The 17,084-nt window shown below is 71.8% G+C and carries 18 protein-coding genes and 1 pseudogene; 7 read left to right on the top strand and 12 right to left on the bottom strand.

The features are described from left to right. Positions 1–2 precede the first annotated feature (2 nt). On the bottom strand, positions 3–1,211 hold the full coding sequence (locus H297_RS0122920) for an FAD-dependent monooxygenase (protein WP_027738960.1): 1,209 nt from the start codon (positions 1,209–1,211) through the stop codon (positions 3–5). 127 nt (positions 1,212–1,338) lie between these two features. On the opposite strand from H297_RS0122920, the gene H297_RS0122915 reads away from it, so the two are divergent. The 3 genes from H297_RS0122915 (at position 1,339) to H297_RS40450 (ending at position 3,390) form a co-directional block, all read left to right on the top strand. Further along, positions 1,339–1,947 carry a TetR family transcriptional regulator gene (locus H297_RS0122915; protein ID WP_027738959.1) on the top strand — a complete coding sequence of 203 codons (609 nt, stop codon included), beginning with the start codon at positions 1,339–1,341 and terminating at the stop codon, positions 1,945–1,947. Between the two features lie 162 nt (positions 1,948–2,109). After that, complete coding sequence (locus tag H297_RS0122910; protein WP_027738958.1) at positions 2,110–2,658, top strand: DinB family protein; 549 nt, start codon at positions 2,110–2,112, stop codon at positions 2,656–2,658. A gap of 183 nt (positions 2,659–2,841) precedes the next feature. Further along, positions 2,842–3,390: a hypothetical protein gene (locus H297_RS40450; protein ID WP_158693722.1), complete on the top strand. Its 549-nt coding sequence runs from the start codon at positions 2,842–2,844 to the stop codon at positions 3,388–3,390. A gap of 63 nt (positions 3,391–3,453) precedes the next feature. Here the strand turns inward: H297_RS40450 and H297_RS0122900 are convergent, their stop codons facing one another. From H297_RS0122900 to H297_RS0122870, 7 genes and pseudogenes are all read right to left on the bottom strand, one after another. Continuing rightward, positions 3,454–3,933, bottom strand: a complete 480-nt coding sequence (locus H297_RS0122900) for a hypothetical protein (RefSeq protein ID WP_106959685.1) — start codon at positions 3,931–3,933, stop codon at positions 3,454–3,456. Between the two features lie 194 nt (positions 3,934–4,127). Further along, a complete protein-coding gene (locus H297_RS0122895) occupies positions 4,128–4,796 on the bottom strand; it encodes a uracil-DNA glycosylase (protein ID WP_027738955.1) in 669 nt (222 codons plus the stop codon). A gap of 430 nt (positions 4,797–5,226) precedes the next feature. Beyond that, a pseudogene (locus tag H297_RS37920) lies at positions 5,227–6,291 on the bottom strand (ABC transporter substrate-binding protein); the annotation flags it as partial. A gap of 593 nt (positions 6,292–6,884) precedes the next feature. Then, positions 6,885–7,667 (bottom strand): SDR family oxidoreductase, encoded by a 783-nt coding sequence (locus H297_RS0122885; protein ID WP_027738954.1) that lies wholly within the window; start codon positions 7,665–7,667, stop codon positions 6,885–6,887. A 55-nt stretch (positions 7,668–7,722) separates the two neighbouring features. Next, entirely contained in the window at positions 7,723–8,484 is a 762-nt protein-coding gene (gene fabG, locus H297_RS0122880; RefSeq protein ID WP_027738953.1) for a 3-oxoacyl-ACP reductase FabG, read from the bottom strand. Positions 8,485–8,647: 163 nt separating this feature from the next. After that, positions 8,648–9,070 carry a DUF3037 domain-containing protein gene (locus H297_RS0122875; protein ID WP_027738952.1) on the bottom strand — a complete coding sequence of 141 codons (423 nt, stop codon included), beginning with the start codon at positions 9,068–9,070 and terminating at the stop codon, positions 8,648–8,650. Then, on the bottom strand, positions 9,067–9,885 hold the full coding sequence (locus H297_RS0122870) for a HipA family kinase (RefSeq protein WP_027738951.1): 819 nt from the start codon (positions 9,883–9,885) through the stop codon (positions 9,067–9,069). The genes H297_RS0122875 and H297_RS0122870 overlap by 4 nt, the downstream gene beginning before the upstream one ends. A gap of 85 nt (positions 9,886–9,970) precedes the next feature. On the opposite strand from H297_RS0122870, the gene H297_RS44510 reads away from it, so the two are divergent. Genes H297_RS44510 through H297_RS37915 form a run of 3 tightly spaced genes read left to right on the top strand, consistent with a single transcriptional unit; the run spans position 9,971 to position 11,198 of the window. Beyond that, the gene (locus H297_RS44510) at positions 9,971–10,354 is read left to right on the top strand and encodes an SDR family oxidoreductase (RefSeq protein ID WP_486589633.1); all 384 of its coding nucleotides are present in this window, start codon (positions 9,971–9,973) and stop codon (positions 10,352–10,354) included. Between the two features lie 8 nt (positions 10,355–10,362). Continuing rightward, positions 10,363–10,485, top strand: a complete 123-nt coding sequence (locus tag H297_RS44505; RefSeq protein WP_486589630.1) for a hypothetical protein — start codon at positions 10,363–10,365, stop codon at positions 10,483–10,485. A 23-nt stretch (positions 10,486–10,508) separates the two neighbouring features. Then, the gene (locus tag H297_RS37915; RefSeq protein WP_051352094.1) at positions 10,509–11,198 is read left to right on the top strand and encodes a class I SAM-dependent methyltransferase; all 690 of its coding nucleotides are present in this window, start codon (positions 10,509–10,511) and stop codon (positions 11,196–11,198) included. A gap of 308 nt (positions 11,199–11,506) precedes the next feature. Here the strand turns inward: H297_RS37915 and H297_RS37910 are convergent, their stop codons facing one another. The 3 genes from H297_RS37910 to H297_RS0122850 all read right to left on the bottom strand — a co-directional run bounded on the left by H297_RS37910 (position 11,507) and on the right by H297_RS0122850 (position 15,154). Beyond that, the gene (locus H297_RS37910) at positions 11,507–11,797 is read right to left on the bottom strand and encodes an acyl carrier protein (protein WP_486589629.1); all 291 of its coding nucleotides are present in this window, start codon (positions 11,795–11,797) and stop codon (positions 11,507–11,509) included. Further along, positions 11,794–14,220: a hypothetical protein gene (locus tag H297_RS0122855; protein ID WP_027738950.1), complete on the bottom strand. Its 2,427-nt coding sequence runs from the start codon at positions 14,218–14,220 to the stop codon at positions 11,794–11,796. The genes H297_RS37910 and H297_RS0122855 overlap by 4 nt, the downstream gene beginning before the upstream one ends. A gap of 100 nt (positions 14,221–14,320) precedes the next feature. After that, positions 14,321–15,154, bottom strand: a complete 834-nt coding sequence (locus H297_RS0122850) for an SAM-dependent methyltransferase (protein WP_037795181.1) — start codon at positions 15,152–15,154, stop codon at positions 14,321–14,323. Between the two features lie 227 nt (positions 15,155–15,381). Between H297_RS0122850 and H297_RS0122845 the strand changes: the two genes are divergently transcribed. Then, positions 15,382–15,879 (top strand): hypothetical protein, encoded by a 498-nt coding sequence (locus H297_RS0122845; protein WP_051352093.1) that lies wholly within the window; start codon positions 15,382–15,384, stop codon positions 15,877–15,879. 182 nt (positions 15,880–16,061) lie between these two features. Here H297_RS0122845 and aceA read toward each other — a convergent pair. After that, positions 16,062–17,084: isocitrate lyase (gene aceA / locus H297_RS0122840; protein ID WP_027738049.1), on the bottom strand; the 1,023-nt coding region annotated here is incomplete at its 5' end.

Below are 17,084 nucleotides of genomic sequence, written 5' to 3'. Positions count from 1 at the left end.
GTTCACCGCCGTGCGGCCGATCGCGTCCGGGCAGCATACGTGCGTTCCGGTGGGCACCAGTCGGCGATCCCCGCCAGTGCGCGGAGGGCGGCCCCGGGGACCGACCGTCCTACGACGGCGAGCGCGGCGTTGCGCAGGGCGCAGGCGGGTCCGCCTGTGAGCGTCGTCATGCGGGACGCCCGCGCCGACCGCCGGACGATCTCGGTCGTCCGGGGGAGCCGCTGCCGCGTGTAGGCGGCGAGCGCCTCGCCGACCCGCCCTGCCGGGTCGGCGAGCTGCCCCAGCACGACGGCGTCCTCGACGGCCTGGTTGCCGCCCTGGCCCATGCTGGGCGTCATCGCGTGCGCCGCGTCACCGAGGAGGACGGTGCGACCCGCGTGGTGGGCGGGGAGCGGATCGATGAGGTGGTGCACGTCGTTGCGGAGCACGGCTTCCTCGGGCACCGAGGCGATGAGCCGGGGCAGCGGCTGGTGCCAGTGCGCGAACAACCGGCGCAGCTCGGCGCGTTCCCCCCGGGGCGCGGGCCGGGCGGCGGGTGCGGCGGCTGCCGCGTAGGCGTAGATCCTGCCGTCCGGAAGCGTCTGGGTGCCCCAGATCCGGCCCCTCCCCCAGGTCTCGTGCGGCTCCACGCCGCCCTGGGGGGCCTCGGTGAGGAAGCGCCAGGTCGTGAGGCCCGCGTACCGGGGGCCCGGATGGGAGGGGAAGAGGACCGGGCGGGTACGGGAGTGGATGCCGTCGGCGGCGACGACCAGGTCCGCCTGAAGGGTCCCGCCCTTCTCGGTGGTGACGACGGCGGGTCGTTCGACGCCCCCGGGGTCGGCGAGGGTCACGCCCGTGTCGGTACGCAGGACAACGGTGTCCGGCAGCCGGCTGCACAGCAGCGCGACGAGGGCCGGGCGTGCCATCAGGACGACGGGATCGCCGAAGCGGGCGGCCGTCCGATCGCCTGTGGTGGGCACCAGCCACCGGCCGGAAGGGGAACGCAGGCCGCCGCGTCCGCTCCAGCTGCGCAGTGCCCGGACGCTGTCGCCCAACCCGACGACGTCCAGGGCGCGCAGCGCGTTGGGGGCGAGGGCGATGCCGGCACCCACCGGTTCGAGGGCGGGCCTTCGTTCGAGGACGGTGACGGACCAGCCGCGGGCACCGAGCGCGACGGCCGCGGTCAGGCCGCCGATTCCGGCTCCGATGACGAGGGCACGCGAGGCGGGCACAGGAGTCCTCCAGGGGCAGGCACCGCCACGCGCGTGGGGTGCCTGCGAGTCGTCGCGCCGTGCACTACGGCTGTAGTAGTACGAGTCGAGGCTACTACACATGTAGTGGTCCGGATAGATTGCCTTCATGACCGCACGCGAGGACGGCACCCGGCTCACGCTGATCGCCGACACGGCGATCCGCCTGCTGGCCGAACGCGGCATGCGGGGGCTGACCCACCGTGCCGTGGACGAGGCGGCCGGGCTGCCGCAGGGCTCGACCTCCAACCACGCCCGCACCCGGGCCGCCCTGCTGAAGGCCGCCGTCCGGCGGCTGACCGTTCTCGAAGGCGCCGTCCTCTCCCCGGAGGAGATGAAGGACGCCACCCGGCGCCCCGGCGGCCCCGGCCCGCTCGCGGAGCTCCTCGCGGCCGCCCTCCACCGGCATCTGACCCGCAACCGCACCCTGTTGGTCGCCCGCTACGAATTGGCACTCGAAGCCACCCGGCGCCCCGAGCTGCGGACCGACTACGACAGAACGGGGATCGAGGACTTCGCCGGGCCCCTCCGCGAGCTGCTCCGCGCCGCCGGTTCCACCTCCCCCGAGCGGCACGCCCTCTCATTGCAGGCCTGGTGCGACGGCATTCTGTTCACCTGCACCGCGGGCTCCCTCCACCGCGTCCTCCCCTCGGTGGCCGAACTGCGCACCGACGCGCGGGAACTGCTGAGCGGCATGCTGGGAGACGCCGGGGACTGAACCAGCGTCCACGGCGCAGCCGCCCGCTTCGGCAGGTACCGGCCGGGCAACATCCCCGAGACATCCACCGCCCCCGGCCGAAACCGTCCCTCTCCCGGCGGGACCGCCTGTCCGCAGCGGAAAGCACTCGCCCTGGCAGGCCGCAGTCCGCAGGATGGGCCCATGACCACCGACTCGGAACAGCCGCAGAGGCCACCCACGACCACCAGTGGCGTCCCCCTCCCGGACGGCATCGGCACCGAACGGCACCTGCTGGAGCAGTGGCTCGACCTCCAGCGGGCCACGCTCGCCGCGAAGTGCGCGGACCTCGGCGACGAGGAGCTGCGCCGGGCCGCCACCCCGCCCTCCGCGCTGACCCTGCTCGGGCTGGTGCGCCACATGACCGATGTGGAGCGGCACTGGTTCCAGGCGATGTGGAGGGAGCCGGACTCCGCGCCGCTCTACCGCGCCCCCGAGCGCCCGGACGACGACTTCGCGGTCACCGAGGGCGACACCGGAGAGAACACGCTGGCCGTCTGGCGCCGCGAGATCGACCGGGCCCGGACGTCCGCCGCGCAGCGCTCCCTGGACGACGTGGCCACCCATCCCCGGCGTACCGAGTGGCGGGTGACGCTGCGCTGGATGTACGTGCACATGATCCAGGAGTACGCGCGGCACAACGGCCACGCGGACCTGCTCCGGGAGCGTCTCGACGGGAGGACCGGCTTCTGAGGCACTCGGGCTGCCGAGGCGGCCGGTTGCCGACGGGTGCGGGCCGGTGCCGAAGCCGTCGGCTTCCGACGCGGCGCAGCAGGCTGTTGATAGGCCCGCGATCAACCTCGGCGCTCGCCCGTCACCCCTGGGGGGACTTCCCACGGGGTGCGCGCGTTGGGAAAAGTTGCCGGGGTGTCACGGATGAGGATGACGAGAGCCTTGGCCGTCGCGGGAGTGGCCCTCTCGGCCGCGACGGGGTGCATGACCGTCCACGGCCATGCCGGCGCGCCGGGCGACGGTGCCTCGCCCCGCCACTCGACCGCCAGAGGGCATGGCGAGGCGTCGCCCGGCACGGGCGGATCCCCCGCGAAGGAGACGCTGTCCCGCAAGGACCGCCAGGAGGCCGACGGGCGGGAGGGCGGGGCCCCCGAAGCGAGGCAGGAGGCCCGGCTCGGCAAGGCCTCGGACGGTGCCCCCGCGGCGGGCCACTCGGACACCGGGCGCCAGCCCACGTCCCGTCCCGTGGCGCCGCCCGGCGGCTGGCGAAAGGGCTGGAACGGCGGAAGCCACGGCCGTGCCGGGGGCCACGAAGGCCCCGTGGGCCCCGGCTGGCACGGGCGCCACGGCCCCGGCCCGGGCCACGGTCGTGGCAACGCCGGGCGGGAGATGTGCGAGCTGGGCGAGGCGTACGGACGGTGGGAGGCGGACAGCGCCCAGGCCCGCATCTGCCGCTCGACCTACGGCAGGTGACCCGCCGGCCGTCCACCACGGCGGCCCCGCCGACGGCTCCACCTTCCGTCGGCGGCGTACCGCTCACGGCAGGTGGTCGGTGCCGCCGCCTCCGGGCTCGTCGACGGTGCCGTCCGTGACCTGCTGCTCCAGGCGGTCGATCGCGGCGCGGATGCCCTCCCCGTAGGCGTCGGAGGCGAGGGCGTCCAGCGTGGCGCGGGCACGCGCCAGCTCCCGCCGGGCCGCGGGCCCGTCGCCGAGCCGGGCGTGCCCCGCGGCGATGTTGAGGTGCAGGGACGGGTACAGCGAGCGGACGGCGAGCCGGTGCTCCCCCCAACTCACCTCGTCCCGGCGGAGGGCGTCGGCTGCGGCGAGCGCGCGCAGGTCCCAGCTGAGTTCGTCGGCGGGGGCGTCCTGGGTGTCCGCCATGTAGTGCGCGATGGTGCAGCGGTGGAAGAGGTCGGTGCGCGGGTCCGTCTCCTCCCACAGGGCGGCGAACCGGTTCCTGGCCTCCTCCCGGTCGCCACCGCGGTGCAGCATGACGGCCTGGCCGATCCTGACCATCCTCGCGTCCTCCGCGCCGTCTTGGGACGCGTCCTGCTGGGGCTCCGCCACGAGGGGTTCCTCCCGTTCACCGTCTGCCGTACGGCCGCCTCGGCCGGTTGTCGCTGTCGTACGCACGACTGTCGCCGTCGTACGTACGACGCTAGCGGCCTCCTCCGGCGATGGCGCTCATCACGGGCGGGGCCCGGCGCGGCTCAGCCCAGATCGGGGATACGCCAGTCGATGGGCGTATGCCCCTGGGCGGCGACCGCCTCGTCGATCCGGGTGAAGGGACGGGAGCCGAAGAACTTCTTCGCCGACAGAGGCGAAGGGTGGGCGCCCTGCACGACGGCGTGCCGTCCGGTGTCGATGAGGGGCAGCTTCTTCTTGGCGTAGTTCCCCCACAGCACGAACACCGCCGGGTCCGGACGGTCGGCCACCGCGCGGATCACGGCATCGGTGAACCTCTCCCAGCCCTTGCCCTTGTGCGAGTTGGCTTCACCCTCGCGGACGGTCAGCACCGCGTTCAGCAGGAGGACGCCCTGCTCCGCCCAGGGCATCAGATACCCGTTGTCCGGAACGGGGTGCCCCAGTTCCTCGTGCATCTCCTTGAAGATGTTCCGCAGCGAGGGCGGGGTCCTGACCCCCGGCCGCACCGAGAAGCACAGGCCGTGCCCCTGCCCCGGGCCGTGATACGGGTCCTGGCCCAGGACGAGCACCTTCACCTGCTCGTACGGCGTGGCGTCGAGGGCCGCGAACACCTCCTCGCGGGGCGGGTAGACCGGTCCGCGCTCCCGCTCCGCCTCGACGAACTCCGCCAGCTCCTTGAAGTAGGGCTGCTCGGTCTCGTCCCCGAGGACGCCCTGCCAGGACTGGGGCAGCATCTCTTTCACGCGCCGTACCTCCGCTGCGGTGGTGCTCGCCGGGCCCGTGCCCGATTTCCGCACCGAAGGTACCGTCCGCCACCGACAGTCCCGGACCGGAGTCCGGGCGGCTACCAGCTCGACTTCTTGTACAGCTCCCACACGCGCATGAGGGACGAGGCGTCGATCGTCCATTCGACACCGGCCACGTCCTTCTCCGAGGGGCGATGTGAACCTTGCCCTGCCACAGCGGCAGCAGCCGTGCGTCCTTCGCGATCAGCTGCTGGGCTCTCCCGAAGCCCTCACCGGCCGCTCCCCGGTCGCTCTGCCGTCGCGAGGAGGGCAGCACGTCCTCGGTCAGCTCCCGGTTCCGGTAGGGGGTGCCCAGCGCGTTCTCCTGCCCGACGAAGGGCGTGACGTAGTTGTCCGCGTCGGGGAAGCCGGCGGACCAACCGCGGCCGAAGACGGGGTACTCACCCTTGAGGCACCCCTTCTGGAAGGCGTCCCAGGGGCGTGACTTGAGGGTGATGCCGAAGAGGCCGGAGTCGTCGAGCCGCTGCTTCAGTTGCAGGAACTCACGCCGGGCGGAGTCCCCGTAGCGGTCCTCGGTGTACCAGAAGGTCAGCGCCACCTTCTTGTTGATGCCTGCCGCGCGCAGCGTGCGGCGTGCCGCCTTCTCGTCCGGTGGTCCGTAGCGGTCGAGGAAGGCGTTGGTGTGTCCGGTGACACCGGTGGGGACCATGGAGTACAGCGGGTCCGCGGTTCTGTCGTAGACGTCGCGCACCAGTTCCTTGCGGTCGACGAGCTGGGCTGCCGCGCGCCGCACCGCCGGGTCGCCGGCCTTCGGTTCCGCGGGGTCGAGGACCAGGAAGTGGATCTCCGAGCCGGTCACCTCACTCAGGTCGAAGGAGTCGTCACCGGCCGAGCCCGCCTCCTGGAAAGCCGTGATCTGTGCGGGGGTCAGGCCGCGGTAGGTGAGGTCGATGCGGCCGGCCTTCAGGTCGCCGACCATCCGGGCGGAGCGGGAGTAGTAGCGGATGGTGACGGTGTCGTTGTGCAGCTCCGCCGGGCCCTTGTAGCCGGGGTTCCTGGCCAGGACGGCCTGCTTGCCCGGCTGGTAGCTCTTCAGGGTGTACGGCCCCGAGCCGGTGGCCGGGGTGCCGGGGTGCAGGCCGGCACCCGGGTACACGTCGGGGTCCACGAGGGAGGTCGCGGGGGTGGTCAACAGGAACGGGAACGTCGCGTCCGGTCTCTTCAGGTGGAAGACCACCGTGCGCGCGCCCCGGGTCTCGACCTCGTCGAGGCCGGCCAGCAGCGGCGCCGGGCCGGACGGCGCCTCCAGGGACGTGGTGCAGTCGAAGGAGTGCTTGACGGGCTCGGCGTCCAGCGGCGCGCCGCTGGAGAACCTCAGCCCGGAGCGCAGCACGCAGCGGTAGACCTTGCTGGCCGCGTCGGTGAAGCCGCAGCTCTTGGCGGCGTCGGGCTCGGGTGAGGTGCCGGACTCCGAGACGGTCATCAGGGTCTGGTAGATGTTCCGGTACAGCTCCCAGGAGCCGTCCCAGGCGGCGGCAGGGTCGAGGGAACTGGGAGCGCTGGTGGTGCCCGACCACGATGCTGTGCTCTTCCTCCCTGCCGCCCGGCAGCGAGCTGCACCCGGTGACCAGTGCGAGGGGGAGGATGGTCGCTGCGGCTCTCAGCAGCCCGTTCCGGTCGCACACGTGCGCTCCTCAGTCGGCGATGCCTGTACTGGTGGTGCGGTGCCCAGGACGGCGCGCCCGCGCTCGGAGGCGCTGCCCAGAAGGGGGAGAGCGACCCGACATCACCCCGGCCCCTGCCGTATCCGGAGCCCCAAGGAACGCACGCGTTCCGGCATTTGGAGTTCCGGAACCCGGACGCCCTCGCGAGCGGCGCAGCACTCCGTCGGCCCGGACGCACCCGGCTCCCGAGCGCACCGGGGCGGTGCGCGCAGCAAAGCGGCCCGTGCCGCCGCGCGGACCACGAGGGTCAGGCGGTACGGACACGGGCCGGGCGGCGCGGATCGCATGGGGGCGGGACGCACCGACAGCTCACACGGGAGAGGTCACCCGGAGCGGAACATGCTGCTCCGCCTCACTCCACGCCGGCGTTGAGGAAGAGGCCGCCGTCCAGGGTGAGGGTCTGGCCGGTGACCCAGGCCGCGTCGTCGGAGGTGAGGAACGCGGTGGCACCCGCCACGTCCTCGGGGGCGCCCAGCCGCCCCATCGGGTAGCGTGCTGCGGCCTCCTCCTCACGGCCCTCGTAGAGCGCGACCGCGAACTTCGTCTTGACCACGGCGGGCGCCAGCGCATTCACCCGCACCTTGGGCGCGAACTCGTGAGCGAGCTGGAGGGTCAGATTGATCATCGCTGCCTTGCTCATCCCGTACGCGCCGATGAACGGCGAGGCGGAGACACCGGCGATGGAGGCGATGTTGACGATGGTGCCGCCGTGCTCGCTCTGCCAGGCGGCCCAGGTGCGCTGCGCGAAGCCGAGCGCCGAGATCACGTTCGTCTCGAACACCTTGCGCGCCACGTTCAGGTCCACTTCGGCCATCGGGCCGAAAACCGGGTTGGTACCGGCGTTGTTGACCAGGTGGTCGATGCGCCCGTAGGTCTCCATCACGCGCTCGACGACGGCGGCCTGGTGCTCCAGGTCGTGCGCCTTGCCGGGGACACCCATGGCCCGGTCGGGGCCCAGCCGCTCGACAGCTTCCTTGAGAGCGTCCTCGTTGCGTCCGGTGACGCACACCCGGTCGCCGCGCGCCACCAGCGCCTCGGCGATGCCGTAGCCGATACCGCGGCTGCCGCCGGTGACCAGGGCGACCCTGCCGCTGTCGGGCCGTCCGCCGCCCGGGCCCGCTGTCTGCTGTGTCATCTCGCTTGTTCCTCGCCTCTTCTCGCTGCCTGCCCGAACTGCTGGTAAGGAGCTGTCAGTCGAGCGGTCCGCCGGCGATGTAGAGCACCTGCCCCGAGACGAACCCGGCCTTCTCGTCCGCGAAGAAGGCGACCGCGTTGGCGATGTCGGCGGGCTCGCCCACCCGCTGGACGGGGATCTGGGTGGCGGCCGCGGCCTTGAAGTCCTCGAAGCCCATGCCGACGCGCTGGGCGGTGGCGGCGGTCATGTCGGTGGCGATGAACCCGGGCGCCACGGAGTTGGCGGTGATACCGAACTTGCCCAGCTCCTTGGCGAGGGTCTTGGTGAAGCCCTGCATGCCCGCCTTGGCCGCGGAGTAGTTGACCTGGCCGCGGTTGCCCAGCGCCGAGGAGGACGAGAGGTTCACGATGCGGCCGAAACCGGCGTCGACCATGTGCTTCTGGCAGGCCCGGGACATCAGGAAGGCGCCGCGCAGGTGCACGTTCAAGACCGTGTCCCAGTCGTCGTCGCTCATCTTGAACAGCAGGTTGTCGCGCAGCACACCGGCGTTGTTGACCAGGACGACGGGCGCTCCGAGCTCGTCGGCGACCCGCGCCACCGCGGCCTCCACCTGGGCGGAGTCGGAGACGTCGCAGCCGACGGCGAGGGCCTTGCCGCCCTCCTGGGTGATCTGCCCGACGGTCTGCGCACAGGCGGCCTCGTCGAGGTCGAGGACGGCGACGGCGTGGCCCTCGGCGGCCAGACGGACGGCGGTGGCCGCGCCGATTCCACGGGCTGCGCCCGTCACGATGGCGACTCGCTGCTCGGTGCTGGACATGCTGGTCTCTCCTCGGCCTGAGTGAGTGGGCAGTGGGTGCGCGGACGAGCTGGGTGAGCAACCGCTTAGTACCTACGGCAGTCGTGACGCTATGAGGCGGGCAACGCCCTGTCAACGCCGTCGCGGGGCGCCGGGCTCGGACCCCGTCGCCCCGCGAGGGCTCTCATCGCACCAGCAGATCCAGCAGCCGCTCGCTCTCGGCCCGCGGGTCGGCCGTCAGCCCGGTGTGCACGGGACCCGGCTGCACCACGGTGCTGCGCGGCGCCACCAGCCACCGGAAGCGGCGTCCCGCGTCGTCCCCGGCCGCCTGTCCCGCCCGTACTCCCCCGTCGCAGACGCTTTCCACGGCGTGCAGCGCCGAGCGGACCCCCTGGATGTCGGCACACGGATCGAGGGCGAACAGCCGGTCCTCGTCCAGGTGGGTGCGGGCCACCAGGAACGAGCGGGCCCGGCAGTAGACCAGGACCCCCGCGTTGATGAGCTCACCGCGCTCGATGTGGGGAACAACACGCAACAGGGCGTACTCGAACACGTCGAGATCGCCGCGCTCCGCTGCCCGCGTGCTCGGTGTCGTCGTACGCGTCACTTGGCATCGCCGTCCTTCCCGGTGAGCCACCCCGGCGCCTGCGAAGGCCGGTCCTTGCCCGGCTCGCCGACCGTGATCCGCTCATGGATCGTACGGGCGCGGGCCGCCAGCACCCGGACATACGCGGCGCGCACGTCGTCCGGACTCGCGAAACCGGGCTCGTCCTCCAACCAGACGTCGGGGATCTCGGCCGCGCACTCGGCCAGCAGCTCCTCGGTGACGCGCGGCGCCAACTCGGCCGCAGCCTCCCCGACGAGCGGGCCGACCGGGGCCAACGCATGGTCGGAGGCGTCGTACGGCCGGTCCGCGGAGCCCTGCGCCGTGGGCCAGTTGTGGTGGAAGATCAGCGTGGCTCCGTGGTCGATCAGCCACAGATCTCCGTGCCACACCAGCAGGTTCGGGTTGCGCCAGGAGCGGTCGACGTTGTTGACGAGCGCGTCGAACCAGACCACCCGCCCGGCCTCCTCGGGGCCGACCCGGAAGGCGAGCGGATCGAAACCGAGCGACCCGGGCAGGAAGTCCATGCCCAGATTGAGCCCGCCGCTCGCCTTCAGCAGCTCCTGCACCTCCTCGTCCGGCTCCGCCAGGCCGATCACCGGATCGAGCCAGAGCCCCACCAGATCGGGCACCCGCAGCCCGAGCCGCCGGGCCAGCCCGCCGCACAGAATCTCCGCCACGAGCGTCTTGCGTCCCTGGCCGGCGCCGGTGAACTTCATGACGTAGGTCCCCAGGTCGTCGGCCTCGACCAGACCGGGGAGCGAACCGCCTTCTCTGAGCGGCGTGACGTAGCGCGTGGCTGTGACTTCGGGCAGCATTTCCCCAGGCTATACGGCCGCTCACCCTTGCGATCCGTGGTGGACGGCTGAGGCAGTGCGCCCCGGCGCCCCGCCATGATCACCGCTGGGGAGAATCCGGGGAGTTCCGCGTCCTCACGAGCTGCCTCGCTCCCCCGTAGCCGGACAAGGCATCGGCGGCACCACGTCCCCGATCACCGGCCTGGGTCCGCGCCACGGGGATGCCGGTGGTCGACCCGGGCATCCTCTTCGCCGCGCCGACGTCACCCGTCTCCCGATCGAGGAGTGGACCGAGGAGGCATTCGACAGGCTCTACGCCACCGATCTCAAGTCGCCGTTTCTCCTGATCCGAGAGCTGCTGCCGCTCTTCTCGCAGCAGTCCTCGATCATTCTCCTCGGTTCGGTCTCCGTTTTCGCCGGACACGAGAACGCGACGGTCTACGGTGCGGTGCGGCCAAGGCGGGGCTGCTGTCCTGCACCCGAGGGCTGACCCACGAGTTGAAAGACCGGGGTATCCGCGTCAACGGACTGAGCCCGGGGCCGACCGTCACCAAGGGGGCGGCCGGCGGGCCGGGAAGTCTCCACCGCGGGAGACGCCCCGGCTGGGTTAGGGTGGGCTAACTTCGATCACGAGGAGCAGCACGGTGGCAGAGACTCCCGGATCCGGCACCGACCCGCGGCCGGACACGCTTCGGGCGGAGCGCCCCCCGTTCCGCAGCGAACTCGTCCGCGACGCACGCGTCCTCGCGGTGCTCGACGAGTTGTACGAGCAGGAGCGGCACATCAATTGGGACGAGTACGCCCACCACCCCGACCCCCGCCACCACGCCGGCACCGGCTTCTCACTCAGCCCCGAGCAGGGCGACCAGCTCTACCTGCTGGTGCGCTACGGACAGGCGCGCCACGTGGTGGAGTTCGCCACCTCCCTCGGCTTCTCCACCCTCTTCCTCGCCGCGGCCGTCCGGGACGGCGGCGGGGGCCGGGTGCACACCGCCGAACTGGTGCCGGAGAAGGTCGAGCAGGCGCAGGAGAATCTCGCCCGCGCCGGCCTCGCCGACCACGTGACGTTCCTGGAGGGCGACGCCCGCGAGACCCTCACGGGGGTGCCGGACGGGATCGACTTCGCACTCGTGGACGGCTGGGCACCGCAGGTCTCGCTGGAGGTGCTGCAGGTGATCGAACCGAAGCTGCGCCCCGGCGCCCTGGTCTACAACGAGAACCGGGACCGCGAGTTCCTCGACCACGTCCGCGCCCCCGGCAACGGCTACCTGCACCTGCCGCTGCTGAGCGGCTCCGCCTACAAGCCGCAGGGCGAACTGGCTCTGCGCGCCTGACACCCGCCCGGAACCCCTTGTGGCCCCGGCCCGTCCACGGCCGGCAGAGCACACCAGCACGCCGCCACTGCCCGCGAAAGGGAGCCGCGGCAACAAGGGCACGTCCGGTGGAGCCGCTGTACGGCCGCTCACGCGATCCGTGGTGGACCGTCGAGGCCACGGCCTCCCCGCTTCCAGCATGATCGAAGCGTAGGTCGCCGGTTCCCGCGGCCGTCCGTCCGCGCCGGCGCGGACGCGTGCGCGAGGGCCCCGCCCCGCGCGCCGCCCGCCGTCGTGTGCGGCGGGGCGAGCGGGGGCGGGGCCATGGTTCAGGCGCCGGCGGGGTCCGTGTCCTTGCTGAGCGCGTACACCAGGTCGACGACGTCGCCCACCGTCCGGACGTAGGACAGCTGCTCGCGCTCCACGCGCCGGCCCAGTTCCCGCTCCAGAACGGTCACCAGTTCCACGAAGTCCATCGAGTCCAGGCCGATCTCCTCGCGGAGGTTGGTCCTCGGATCGGCGATGTCCTCCCGCGGTACCACCGCGGCCTGGGAGAGGAGCGTCAGTACCCGGTCCTCGATCCGTGCACGCTCCGCCTTCTCCTCGGCGGTCAGATTCACAGCGTCACCCCCTGTGACGAGATGGGAAGTCCTGCCATGGCCAGTGCCTTCGGGGACAGCTCGTCGCGCTGCCAGCCCAGGGACGAGAACCTGCTGAGCCCGTCGCCCTCATTGTTGTGCCCCACCAGCACCGAGTACAGGTTCACCGTCCCCGGCTCCTGCAACTGCTGCGCCAGTGGTACGTCGTCGAACCGGGCGATGCGGCGGTGCCGGATCGTCAGCGGCCCGTAGGTGTGCTCGTAGTCCGGCGGGGTGAAGGTCAGCACACCGGTCTGGCCGCTGACCCCGGAGGGATCCAGCGACTCCCGGTAGGTCCTGATGACGGAGTGGCTCCCGTTGACGAACCGGAAGACGGTGAGGTTGTGTTCGAACGCCGAGCCGTCCACCGCGATCTGCTGCACCAGGCTGGGGATCACGTCCGGGACCATGGCCACCGTGCCGTCCCCGGTGAAGGAGATCACGTTCCGCTCGCGCCGGGTCACGATTCCGGGCAGCGCCATCACGCCGTCGCCCATCAGGCCCCGTCCGTACCAGCCCGAGACGCAGGGGCCCGTCCTGGGCAGGCTGTTGACCGCCGAGAGACCGGCGCGTCCGATGTCGTAGACCCCGACGTACTCGTAGCCGTCCTCCCGGATGATGCCGTCCAGGACACCGCGCAGCCTGCGGAAGAAGTGGTTCGTCGTCATGGGCAGCACCGGCAGCAGGCCGATCACGTCGCCGTCCGAGTCGGTGGTGGAGGCGATGGCCGTGCGCCGGTAGTCCAGTACCTCCGGGTCCACGTCGAGCCGCTCGTGGAGGGCGCGCAGCACCCCTTCCAGCTCCCCGACCACGCCCAGGCCGGTGAACGGCGCCTGGTCGACCTCCCTGTCGGTGATTTGTACCGGCGCCAGTTTCCGCAGTGCCGACTCCGAGAACGGTGTGTCGATCTGCGGGATCTGCGTGCCGAGGAACATCACCGTCTGCTCGTCCGCGGGTCGCATGGCCCCGTCCCGGTAGAGGTACTCGTGGACGCGGGCCGAGTAGCCGTACATGCTGAGCGTGCCGATGAACTCCTCGACCGTCCGCCCGTCGTGGTAGCGGCTGACGGTGCCCGGCTGGGCCACCGAGTCCGCGAGCGCGATGCCCGCCTTGTGTGCCAGCGAGTACATCAGTTCCTTCGCGGTCCCGCGCAGCGGCCCGACCTGGCACAGGATCCGCCGGCGTCCCGTGTTGAGCAGGGTCGCCAGCTCCTCGATCCCGTCAGAGCGTGCCGCCTCGACACGCGGGGCGGGTGGGGTGACGACCGGCGGTACCTCCTCGGCCGGCAGAGTCGTCTGCAGCACGTCCCGCGGGGCGATCACCATGACGGGACCACGGTCGGCCGAGTAGGCCTCGAACGCCTCGGCGAGCCCACGGGCTATGTCGTCGGACTTGCCGATGTGCACCACCGGGAAGCCGCGGGCCAGCAGCGAGGGGCGGCTGTCCTCGGTGCGGTGGATCGTGCCCTGGAACGGGTGCCACTGGTCCTCTCGGGAGTCGCAGCAGATGATGAAGCCCTTCGTGCGCACGGCGACGTGGTTGGCCAGGGTGCCGCGGAACTCCTCGTGCATGCCGCTCGTCGCGACGATGGCGAACGGTGCCGCATCCAGGGTCCAGCGCGCCAGTGCGGAGCAGGCGAGGCTGTGCTCACTGGGCCCGCGTACGACCGGGTTGCCACCCGCGGCGGCCCGCCGCTCGATGTCGTCGATGAACGTGGCGACTCCGGAACCCGTGTAGTAGTGCAGCCCCCAGGCGGAGCCCGCCTGGGCGGTCAGAAAGTCGGCGACGGCGTTCGCGATGGTGCTGGACTTCATTCCCGGCCGCAGCCGGCTGGTGCTGTGCAGCTGCACCGAGTCGACGAAGGCGCAGGCGATGTCGGCGGTGACCACCCACTCCTCGTCCGGGTACCAGCGGGGCGTGAATTGTTCGACGGAGTAGAAGCTCTCGATGTCCGCGTCGGTGTAGACCTGCACGGAGCACGGGCCGGGCTCGAAGGCCACCGTGTCACCGAGCGAGCGGGCCAGTTCGGCCAGCCGCGTGTTCAGGTCGTCCGGTGACGTCATCCGGTAGCGGTGCTCGGCGTGGTCGATGACCAGCAGGCTCAGCACCGCCTTGTGGTCCCCGGCCGCCTCCAGCGCCGCCTTGCCGACCTCGTCCAGTGAGGAGACCGTCAGCAGGGTGACGCGGTCCTCGGGCGCCACCAGGTCGAGGAAGCGCAGACCGCGCTCGACGACCTCCCGGTAGTCCTGCTGCGACGGCGCGGGAGCCGGGGACGCGCCCACATCGGCCTCGCGTGTCCCGGCCAGGTCGGTCAGAGCACGGCTCGCCGCGGGGCCCACCGCGTCACGGTCGGTGACCACGGCCACCAGGCGGTGGGTGGAGCTGATGGGTGGCAACTCGGACATGAATACTCCCTCATGAGATGTGGTCGGACGACGTTGCGAAGAGGCGGGCGGGGCGGTCGGGCCCGCGGGGACGGGCAGTGGGCGGACAGCGGTGGGACCCTCAGTTGCGGAGGCGGAGCACCGCGCCCCAGGGCGCGCGGCCGGGCCGCCTGGGGTCGGGCTCGGGCAGCAGGGCCAGCAGCCGCATCAGCGGGGAGAGGCGCTTCCAGCGGGCCGCGGCAGACAACTGGGTGGAGACGGACTCGACCGTCCAGCCGTCCCGTTCGAAGAAGGCGGCGCCCTCGGACGGCCCGAAGGTGACCGGGGCGTTGTTCTTCCGGCTCGCCTTGTCCGACAGGGTCACCACCGCGGGACTGACCACGTCCGTGATCCACCAGTGGGCCCCGTGGGAGCGCAACTGCGACGCCAGCTCGCGGACCTGGGCGTGCTGCAGGTACAGCAGCAGTCCTTCCGTGACGACCAGCGTCCTTGCGTCCTGCCCGAGCACCCGGGCGAGGAATGTGCCGCGTGCGTCCGCGTCGGCGAGGTCGACCGGCACGCGCTCCAGCCGGCACCGCGGGGTCTCCGAGGCGAGTGCCTTGTCCTTCTCCTCAAGGAGCGGGGGCAGATCCGCCTCGATCCACTCCAGGTCCGGCGGGAGATCCAGCCGATACGGTCTGGCGTCCAGCCCGGCGGCGAGGTTGACCACCCTGGTGCAGCCCTCCTGGAGGCACGCCGCGATCAGATCGTCGATCAGCTTCGTCCGGGCGATGAAGAACCAGCCGTTGCCGAAGGAGCGCTTGGCCTCCTCCGCGATGATCCGGCCGCGTTCGCCGGCCAGCCCGGCGGCGAACGGGTCGCGGAAGAGGGCGTCGGGCCGGGCGGACTCCCGCGCCCGGTACTCGGCCACCCAGCGCGCGGTGTCCGAGACGTTGTGCATCACCGATTTCACCATGGGTTCTCCCAAACGCCTCGCATCGAGGACGGGCGGCTGCAATGTGTGGGGCCGCTCCGGTGGGCGGCGGGGGTGCGGGTCGGGCAGTCTTCGGCTGTCGCGGTCGCGGAAGCCGGTGTCGCGCGGGAGGGTGGGGGTAGACTCCCCGAACTCCGGAGTCTCCCGCTATTTGGTGACTTGCGCTGTTCCATCCACTGTCGAAGTCCAAGCCGAAGGAGCCACTCTTCATGACCACTCCGCAAGCACGACGGGTCGACGTGCCCAAAGAACTCCTGGACAGCGAGGAGTTCACGGACGCGCACTACATGTCGGCCTACGAGGTGGCGGCCCCCGACGCCCGGTCCGTGACACCCGAGCAGTGGGGCCGGGCAACCTTCGAGGGCGCTCCCGCCGCCGTCCGCGGCTTCCTGGGGATGGGATGGACCCAGGTGCTCCGGCTGCGGCTGGGCCCCAGGTCCTCGCGTGAGCACATCCTCGGCTGGCACCTGTCCGGGCCGGTCTCCACGCAGGACGACACCTTCGACTCGCTCGTGCTCGAAGGCCACTCCGGGCTCGTGGCCACCTACAACATCGTGATGGTCAAGAGCGCCGGCGTCCTGTGGGCCACCTCGGTGCACTTCCGCCGCCCGGCCGGCCGCGTGGTCTGGCGTACGGCCCAGCCCGTCCACCAACTCACGGTGCCCACCCTGCTCAAGCGCGCCGCCGGGACGCTTTCCGTCGGTTGACGCGGGGGTGCGCCCGGCCGACCCGCCCGGTCCGGCCGGGCGCTCCCGCACGCCCGGGTGCGGGAGCACGCCGGCGATCGGGGCGGCGGGTCCCACCCTGCACCCCGCTCGTGGCGCGACCTGCCGAGTCCGTCCTGGCACGGTGTGCTCCGGCCGGACGAGCGGTACCGGCCGGAGCGCCTCTAGTGGAACTGCTCCTCCTCGGTGGAGCCGGTGAGTGCGGTGGTGGTGGAGGCGGGGTTGAGGGCGGTGGAGACGGCGTCGAAGTAGCCGGTGCCGACCTCGCGTTGGTGTTTGACGGCGGTGAAGCCGTCCTGCTGGGCGGCGAACTCCTTCTCCTGGAGGTCGACGTAGGCGGTCATGCCGCTTTCGGCGTAGCCGCGGGCGAGGTCGAACATGCCGTGGTTGAGGGAGTGGAAGCCGGCCAGGGTGATGAACTGGAAGCGGTAGCCCATCGCGCCCAGTTCGCGCTGGAACTTGGCGATCTGGTCGTCGTCGAGTGCGGCCCTCCAGTTGAAGGAGGGAGAGCAGTTGTAGGCGAGCATCTGGTCCGGGTGGCGGGCGTGGACGGCCTCGGCGAACTCGCGGGCCTGCGCCAGGTCGGGTGTGCCGGTCTCCATCCACAGCAGGTCGGCGTAGGGGGCGTAGGCCAGGCCGCGGGCGATGACCGCTTCCATGCCGCTGCGCACCCGGTAGAAGCCCTCGCTGGTGCGCTCGCCGGTGCAAAAACGCGCGTCGCGTTCGTCGACGTCGCTGGTCAGCAGGTTGGCGGCCAGCGCGTCGGTGCGGGCGACGATGAGGGTGGGCACGTCGGCGATGTCGGCGGCCAGGCGGGCGGCGTTGAGGGTGCGGATGTGCTGGGAGGTGGGGACGAGGACCTTGCCGCCCAGGTGGCCGCACTTCTTCTCGGAGGCCAGCTGGTCCTCGTAGTGGATACCGGCCGCACCCGCCGCGATCATCGCCTTGGTCAGTTCGAAGGTGTTGAGAGGGCCGCCGAAGCCGGCCTCGGCGTCGGCCACGACGGGGGCCAGGTAGTCGGTCGTGTCCCCGGCGCCCTCGGCGGTGGCGATCTGGTCGGCCCGCAGCAGCGCGTTGTTGATGCGGCGCACGACCTGCGGCACCGAGTTGGCCGGGTAGAGGCTCTGGTCGGGGTAGGTGTGCCCCGCCAGGTTGGCGTCGGCGGCCACCTGCCAGCCCGACAGATA

The sequence above is a fragment of the Streptomyces sp. CNT360 genome (assembly GCF_000424785.1).
The sequence above is the reverse complement of the archived record's forward strand: the minus strand, read 5'-3'. Positions and strand labels throughout refer to the sequence as shown.